This is a genomic window from Nonomuraea lactucae (genome assembly GCF_003313395.1).
Classification (GTDB): domain Bacteria; phylum Actinomycetota; class Actinomycetes; order Streptosporangiales; family Streptosporangiaceae; genus Nonomuraea; species Nonomuraea lactucae.
This window is the reverse complement of record NZ_QNFZ01000024.1, coordinates 1-9,036: the sequence shown is the minus strand read 5'-3', so window position 1 is coordinate 9,036 and position 9,036 is coordinate 1. Positions and strand designations below refer to the sequence as shown.

Annotated in this window: 2 protein-coding genes; both read right to left on the bottom strand. The window is 69.9% G+C overall.

Going from position 1 to position 9,036, the window contains the following annotated elements; translation table 11 throughout:
- The coding region (locus DQW85_RS01520) for an amino acid adenylation domain-containing protein (RefSeq protein WP_113698685.1) at positions 1–2,738 on the bottom strand (2,738 nt) is incomplete at its 3' end.
- A gap of 256 nt (positions 2,739–2,994) precedes the next feature.
- On the bottom strand, positions 2,995–9,000 hold the full coding sequence (locus DQW85_RS01515; RefSeq protein ID WP_205314789.1) for a non-ribosomal peptide synthetase: 6,006 nt from the start codon (positions 8,998–9,000) through the stop codon (positions 2,995–2,997).
- Positions 9,001–9,036: the final 36 nt, after the last annotated feature.

The window sequence follows — 9,036 nt, the reverse complement described above, 5'->3', positions numbered from 1 at the left end:
ACATAGCCGATCAGCCGCTTACCTCCCGCACCACCATCACGGGCCACCACCACCGCATCGCGCACGCTCGGGTGCTCGGCCAGCACCGCCTCGACCTCACCAGGCTCGATCCGGAACCCCCGGATCTTCACCTGCTCATCCACACGACCCAGGAACTCCAGCGTGCCATCGGCCCGCCACCGCACCCGATCCCCCGTCCGATACAGCCGCTGACCCGCATCACCAAACAGATCCGGCACGAACCGCTCCGAGGTCAGATCCGGCCGACCCACATACCCACGCGCAACACCCGGACCACCCAGGAACAACTCACCCGGCATCCCAACCGGCACCAGCTTCAGCCACTCGTCCAACACCAGAGCCCGCACCCCGGCCAGCGGACGCCCCACCGGCACCATCGCCCCATCCACCAAAGCCCCATCGGCCAGCGGCATGAGCAACGAGTCGATCGCCGCCTCGGTCACCCCGTAGACGTTCGCCGGCACCGCCCGCGGCCCCACCGCCAGCACACTGTCCACCAGCGCTTCATAGGTCCACACATCAGTGCCGGAAATCACCAGGCGCAGGCTCTCCAACCCGCCGTGACGGCGGCAGTACGCGGCCAGATCCCGCAACAACGTGCCGGGAACGATCTCGGCGACCTCGACCCGATGCTCACCCAGCGCCCGATACAACTCCCCCACCGACACAAAATCCGACTGCGGCAAAAACACCACGCTCCGCCCGAAACAAAGAGCCCGGACGATGTCACCCACCGACACATCGAACCCAGCCCCCGCCATCGACAGCACCACACCAGGACCACCCACCCGTTCCAACGCCGCACCCCACCCCGCGACATAACCAGCCAGCGCCCGATGCGAAACCCCAACCCCCTTCGGCCGCCCCGTCGACCCAGACGTATAAGCCACATACGCCAGCCCGTCCCACCGAACAGCCGTCGGCAGCGCAGCAGCGCCTCCCAGATCAGACCCCAGCCGATCCACCAGCACGACGGGCCCGTCGAAGTCCGGCAACCCACCCGCCAGGCCACTGTCGCTCACCACCACGGCAGCACCGCAGTCGTCCAGCATGAAGGCGAGCCGCTCGGCCGGATACCCCAGGTTGAACGGCACATACACCCCACCGCACTTCAACACCGCGACGAACGCCACCACCAGGTCCACACTCCGCCCGAGGAGCACACCCACCGGCACCTCAGGCCCAACCCCACACCCCGCCAACACAGCCGCCAGCCGCGAAGCCCGCACCTCCAACTCACCGAAGGTCAGCCGCTCCGACCCACACACCACCGCCACCGCGCTCGGATCCGCGGCAGCACGCTCCTCCACCAGCCGCCGCACCGGCAGAAGGGATCCGTTGACAGCCGCCCCAGCCCCCCACCGCACCAGCTCAACGTCATCCCCTGCCGACACCAACCCCACGTCCCGCACCAACACCCGGCCGTCGGCCGCGACCACACTCAGCACCGAACGGAACTGCTCCAGAATCCGATCGATCGTCGCCCCGTCGAAGGCGGCCGTGGAGAACTCCACCTCCATTTCGAGCCGCTCGCGCAATTCCACCGCGAACGTGATCGGGTAGTTTCCGACCTCGACGGATTCCAGCGGAACAAAGGCCCCGTCCGGCTCCCCGGGCAGGTCCCCGTTCTCGGGAAGCTCTTCTTCCGGATAGTTGCCGAACACCATGATGCTGTCGAACAGCGAGGTCCCACGGGGGACGGCCGAATAGCGCTGGATATCGACCAGCGGCGTGTACTCGTACCGCTGCATCGCGACCTGGTTGTCCTGCAGTTCACGCAACCAGTCCACGAACGCCACATCAGAAGGCACCCGAGCCCGCAACGGAAGCGTGTTGATGAACAACCCGACGATCGACTCCATCCCCGACAACTCCGCCGGGCGCCCGGACACCGTCAGACCGAACATCACATCGTTCTCACCGCTGTACCGCGACAGCAGCAGCGCCCACCCCGCCTGAACGACCGTGCCCAGCGTCACCCGAGCCCGCCGCGCCAGAGCCATCAGACCCGCGGTGACCTCACCCGACAGCTCGAACTGCCGCCGGTCCTGCGCCCAATGCACGGTCGCCTGCCGATCCACCGGCATCGCCGTCGGCGCCTCGAACCCCGCCAGATAACGTCGCCAGAACTCCTCCGCCTCACCCGGCTCCCGCTCCTGGAGCCACGCGATGAAGTCCCGGTACGGCCGCACCGAGGGCAGGGCGGCCCGCTCGCCACGGCACAGTCCCTCGTAGACCTGGGAGACCTCGCCCACCACCACGGGCACGCTCCACCCGTCGGCGCAGATGTGGTGGAACGTCCACACCAGCCAGTGCCGGTCCCCTCCGCGGTCGATGAGGGACAGCCGCATCAGCGGCGGCGCCGCCAGGTCGAAGCCGCGCTCCCGTTCATGCCGGAGCAGCTCGTCCAGCCTGGCACGCTGCGACCGGTCATCGACCTGGCCGTCCGACCAGTCGAGCACCTCGAAGGGGATCTCGACGTCTCCGTGCACGACCTGCAGCGGCTTCGCGACGCCTTCCCAGACGAAGCCGGTCCGCAGCGCCGGATGGCGGCGGACGACGACGTCCCACGCCCGCCGGAGCGATTCGGTGTCAACGCCGCCGGCGAACTCGTAAACCTCCTGCGCCAGGTACATGCCGGCGTCGTCGGGGGCCTCCAGCGAATGGAAGAGCATCCCTTGCTGCATCGGCGCAAGTGGATAGACATCTTCGATCACGGCTTGCTCTCCATTCTTTTCACGAGGCGTCGCAAACGAGAGAGGTAATTCCGATCGGCCCGCGCATCAAATGGCGCGGGCTCCGGCGTGACCGTTGATTGAAGACCCCCTTTGCCGCCTGCTCCGCCTGCAGGCTACGGTGATCATCTTTCAGCGGGTTTTCAGTCCGATGTCCCCATATCCAGCGTGGAAAGCGCGCACGGAACGGCCAGGACGGCGGCCCGAACGGCGGCCCGTACGGCCACGGGCCGCCGGCTCACGGTCGCTTGTTGTCCGACTGCTTCATGATCGCCGCGAGGCTCTCCGCGTCGAGCCCGGCGAGCGGGAAGTCCGAGGGGGTGAAACCGCCGGCCTGTGGCGAGAGGCAGTGCTCGATCAGCCGCCGCAGAGCGTCGGCGTACGACTCGGCCACCCGCCGGACGGTCTCCTCCCGATGCAGGTTGCCGCTGTAGTACCACTCGAACTGCATCCGCCCGTCGTCGGTCTGCGCCGCTTCGACCTGGAGGACGTGGGAGCGACTCTGCTCGGTGCCCACGTTGAGCCCGGTCAGCTCGGCCGGGAGCGCGCGCGCCAGCAGGCCGGGCTCGCCGTCTCCGGAACGGCCGCCCAGGTAGTTGAAGCTGACCTGGGGATCGGGCAGCGACCGCAGCCGACGGACCCCGGCGTCTTCGGCGTCGGTGAGATGGCGCAGCGCGCCGTACCCGACACCGCGGCGCGGGCTGGAGCGCAGCTGCTCCTTGACGGACTTCAGCACCTCTGCCGGATCGCGCAGGTCGGCGGCCGACAGCCGGACGGGGAAGATCGAGGTGAACCACCCGACCGTCCGCGACAGATCGACCCCTTCGGCCACCGCCTCCCGGCCGTGACTCTCCAGGTCGACGGTCACCGCGTCGGTGCCGGCCCACCCGCCGAGCGCCTGCAGCAGCGCGGCCAGCAGCAGGTCGTTGATCTGCGTCCGGTACGCCTTGTGCACCCTAGTCAGCAGCGCCGAGGTGGCCTCGGCATCGAGCCAGACCCGCACGATCCCGGTCGAAGCCTGCGTGTTCGCATCGGCGGCCTGATCGGCCCCGCCGGAGCCACGGCCGGGCAGCAGGTCACGCGGCGCGCCAAGGGGGCCGTCCAGGGGCACGTCGAAGCCGCCGTCCAGCTGCTCCAGCCAGTAGGGCAGCTCGTCCCGCACCCCGTCCGACGCGGCGAAGGCGCGCAGTTCCTCGCTCCACCGCTTGAACGACGTGGTCTTCTCGGGCAGCGGCCTGCCCTCGTAGGCGTCGTTCAGGTCCTCCAGCAGGACGTTCCATGACACACCGTCCATCACCAGGTGGTGAACGATGATCCCGAGCCGGCTCGGCAGGTCGCCGCGTTCGAACAGCGCCACGCGGAGCAGCGGCCCGTCGGCCAGGCTGAGCGACTTGTGCAGGGCGGTCATCCGTTCGACGACCTCCGCCTCGTCCATCCCGGCGGCGTCCACCACCGAGAACACGTGGGCGTCCTCCTGGGGCGCGTTGCGCTGGACCCATGTGCCGAGGGCGGGGTCGTAGGCGAAGCGGATGCGCAGCGCGTCATGATGCGCGACCACAGCGTCGACCGCACGCGCCAGCGCGCCCGCATCGGCACCCGGCGCCAGCTCGAACATGCCCGACCAGTTCCAATGATCACGATCAGCCATGTCCTGATCGACGAACCAGTGCTGGATAGGCGTCAACGGCACCCGCCCACTCACCACACCCTGATCAGCCAGCACCACAGCCGCCGACTCACGCACCACCGCCGCCAACTCACCCACACTCTGACGCGCGAACACATCCGCGATGTCCAACTCCAACCCAGCCGCCCGAGCCCGCGCCACGATCTGCAGGCTCAGGATCGAATCGCCACCCAGCTCGAAGAAGTTGTCGTGCAACCCGACCCGCTCCACACCCAGCACCTGCGACCAGATCCCGGCCAGCGCGACCTCGACGTCGGTGACGGGCGGCGCGAACTCCGCCCCCGCGCCCATGCCGGCGTCCGGCTCGGGCAGGGCGCGGCGGTCCACCTTGCCGTTCGCGGTGAGCGGGAACGAATGCACCACCACGAACAGGGCCGGGACCATGTACTCGGGCACCCGCTCCCGCATGAACGCCCGCAGCTCGGCGGTGTCCACCGGCGTGTGCGGCACCACGTACCCGATCAGTCTCTTCCCGGACGGGCCGTCCGCGCGGGCCACCACCACGGCGTCCCGCACCTGCGGGTGTTCGGCCAGCACCGCCTCGACCTCGCCCGGCTCGATCCGGAACCCGCGGATCTTGACCTGGTCGTCGACGCGGCCGAGGAACTCCAGCACGCCGTCGGCCCGCCACCGCACCCGGTCCCCGGTGCGGTACAGCCGCTCGCCCGCCGGGCCGAAGGGATCGGCCACGAACCGCTCCGCAGTGAGGTCGGGGCGTCCCACGTAACCGCGGCCGAGCCCCAGCCCGCCGACGAACAGCTCACCGGGCACCCCGACCGGCGCCGTGTTCAGCCACTGGTCCAGCACGTACACCCGGGTCGCCGCCGGCGGAGCGCCGATGGGCACCACTCCCTCACCTGGGGGCAGGCCGGACCCGAGGTCGTAGAGCGCGCTGAAGACCGTGCACTCCGTGGGGCCGTAGCCGTTGACGAAGCGGAGGCGGGGGAACCTGCTGGTGATCTTCCCGCAGTGGCTCACCGAGAGCGCGTCGCCTCCGGCGAGCAGCATCCGCAGCCCCTCGAAGGTCTCCGGAGCCGTCTCCGCGATCTGGTGGAAGAGCCCCGCGGTCATCCACGCGACCGTCACTTCGTGCTGCCGCAGGAAGGCGCCGACGTCGATCTGCTCGGCCGGCGCGATCGCCAGCGTGGCGCCGTTGAGGAGAGCGGCCCAGATCTCGAAGGTCGAGGCGTCGAAGGAGATCGGGGCCATGTGCGCGACCACGTCGCCGGGTTCCACGGCGATCGTGGGATCGAGGCAGACCCTGGCCACGGCCTGGTGGGTGACCTCGACGCCCTTGGGCACGCCGGTCGATCCGGAGGTGTACATCACGTACAGCGCGCTGTCTGGCCGCACGACCGGCGCTTGGACGGTCCGTTCCCGGCCCGCCGCCTTCAGGTCCACGACCCGTACGGCGGGCGAGTCGAGCTCGCGCGGCCAGTCGGCGCCGGCGACGACGACCCCCACACCGGCGTTCTCGACCAGGTAGCGGAGCCTGGACTTCGGCTGCGTCGGCTCCAGCGGCACGTAGGAGGCGCCGGCCCGCGCCACTCCCAGCAGCGCGACGACGAACTCGGCGCTCCGCTCGAAGTACAGCCCGACCCGCGACCCGGCGGTGACGCCCTGCTCCAGCAGGGCCGTGGCCACCTGGGCGGAGCGGCGGTCGAGCTCGGCGTAGGTGAGCTCCTGGCCGTCGCAGCGGATCGCGCACTTGTCCGGGGTGGCGCTCACCCGCGCTCCGAACCTCTCCGTCAGCGTCGCGTCCGCCGCGCCGACCTCCGGGGTGTCGTTCCAGTCCACCAGCAGCCGGCGCCGTGCCGTCTCCGACTGCAACCGCACATCGCGCACCGCCGCCTCCGGGTGGGCAGCGGCCGAGGCCAGCAGCTCACCCAGTTGGTCCAGAAGTCGCTCCACCGTGGTCCCGTCGAAGGCGGCGACGGAGAATATCGCCTCCAGCCGCAACCGCTCCTCCAGGTCCACCGTGAAGGTGATCGGGTAGTTGGTCTGCTCGACCGACTCGACCGCGGCGAAGGCCGCGCCCTCCTCGGTGTCCGGATCCACCTCCTCGGGGACCTCTTCCTGGGGGAAGTTGCCGAACACCATGATGCTGTCGAACAGCGATGTGCCCCGCGGGATGGGCGAGCAACGCTGGATGTCGGAGAGCGCCGTCGACTCGAACCGCTGCATCGCGATCTGGCCGTCCTGCATCTCGCGCAGCCAGTCGATGAACGGCGTTTCCGCCGGGACGCGGGCGCGCAGCGGCAGGGTGTTGATGAAGAGCCCGACCATGGACTCCATCCCCGAAAGTTCCGCCGGGCGGCCGGACACCGTCAGGCCGAACACCACGTCGCCGTCGCCGCTGTAGCGCGACAGCAGCAACGCCCACGCGGCCTGCACGACCGTCCCGGGCGTGACGCGGGCCCGCCGCGCCAGCCGTACCAGGCTCTCGGTCACCTCGACCGGCAGCTCCAGCCTGCGGCGGTCCTGCGTCCAGTGCTCGGTGGCCTGCCTGTCGACCGGCAGCGGCGTCGGCGCCTCCAACCCGGCCAGATAGCCGCGCCAGAACTCCTCCGCCTCCGCGGCGTCCTGCCGCTGCAACCACTCCACGAAGCTCCGGTACGGCTGCGCGGGCGGCAAGGCGGGCCGCGTGCTCTCGTGCGCGCTCCGGGTCGCGCCCTCGTAGAGCTGCGACAGCTCGCTCAGCATGGTGGACACGCTCCACCCGTCCATGCAGATGTGGTGGAACGTCAGGAGCATCGAGTAGTCACCGGCACCGCGATCGATCAGCGTGACGCGCAGCAGCGGGGCGGCGGCGACGTCCATGCCGCGACGCCAGTCCTTGGCCATCAGCTCCTTGAGGCGGGCCTGGTAGGTGTCGAGGTCCTCGATTCCGGACCAGTCGAGCACCTCGAAGGGGAGCCGGACCTTCTCGTACACGATCTGGACCGGCTCCTCCACGCCCTCCCACACGAAGCCGGTGCGCAGCGCGGGATGCCGTTCGACCACGTCGTCCCACGCCCGTCTGAACGCGGCCACGTCGAGGCCGCCCGTGAACTCGTACACGCCCTGGGCGAGATAGACGCCGGTGGCGTTCGCCGGGGCCTCAAGAGTGTGGAAGAGCATGCCCTGCTGGACCGGTGCCAGCGGGTAGACGTCCTGGATGTGCCCGGCCCCGGCTCCCAGCGCGTCCAGAGTGCGCTGGTCCAGCCTGGCCAGCGGGAAGTCGGACGGCGTGTGGCCGCCGGCCTCGGGCGACAGGCAGTGGCTCACCAGGTCCGAGAGGGCCTGAGCGTAGGCGTTCGCGACTCGTTCGACGGTCGCCTGGTGGTGGAGGTTGGCGCTGTAGTACCACTCGAAGGCCATCCGGCCGTCGGCGGTCTGGGTCGCCTCGATCTGGAGCAGGTGCGAGCGGTTCCGCCCCAGGCTGACGTTCGGGCCGGCCAGGGTGTGGGGGAGCTCGCGAGCCAGCAGGGTCACCGTGTCGTCGCCCGCGACGTCGGCGGCACCCATGTAGTTGAAGACGACCTGCGGGCCCTGGGCCTGCGGTAACTGCCCGGCCAGGTAGCGCAGCGCGCCGTAGCCGACCCCGCGGCGAGGGACGGCGCGCAGTTGCTCCTTCACGGACTTAAGCACATCGGCCGGATCGGTCAGCTCGGCGGCGGAAAGCCTGACCGGGAAGATGGAGGTGAACCACCCCACGGTCCGCGACAGATCGATCTCTTCGGCGATGGCCTCCCGGCCGTGGCTCTCCAGGTCGATCGTCACCGCATCGGTGCCCGCCCACTCCCCCAGCGCCCGCAGCAGCGCCGCCAGCAGCAGGTCGTTGATCTGCGTCCGGTACGCCCGGTGCGCTCGCGTCAGCAACGCGGCCGTGGTCTCGGTGTCCAACGTCACCCGCACGACCTGGGTCGAGGCCTCGGTGTTGGCTCCTTCCGCGTTGTCGACCGGCACCGCGAAGCCTTCGAGCTGCCGCTCCCAGTAGGGCAGTTGCGCGCGAACCTCGTCGGAGGCGGCGTAGCTCCGCAGCTTCTCGGCCCACTGCTGGAAGGAGGTCGTCTTGGGCGGCAGCGGCTCACCCCGGTAGGCGCGGTCGAGGTCCTCCAGCAGGACGTTCCACGACACGCCGTCCATCACCAGGTGATGGACCGTGACGCCCAGCCAGCCGGGCTCGGCTCCCCGATCGAAGTGGACCGCCCTGATCAGCGGGCCATCGACGAGGCTCAGCGACTTCTGCGCGACGGTCATCCACTCGACGACCCACGCCTCGTCCGTCCCGGCGGCGTCCACGACCGAGAAGACCTCGGCCTCCTCGACGGCCGCGTCGCGCTGAACCCACTCCTCCTTCGCCGGGTCGTAGACGAGCCGCATGCGCAGCGCGTCATGGTGCGCGACCACCGCGTCCAGGGCCCGCGCCAGCGCGGCACTGTCCACGTCCGGGGCAAGCTCGAACATGCCCGACCAGTTCCAGTGATCGCGATCGGTGATGTCCTGCTCGGAGAACCAGTGCTGGATCGGCGTGAGTGGGACGGTGCCGGTGACGGTGCCCTGCTCGGCCAGCACCGGGCTGATGGCCTGCCGGACCGCGGCGGCCAACTC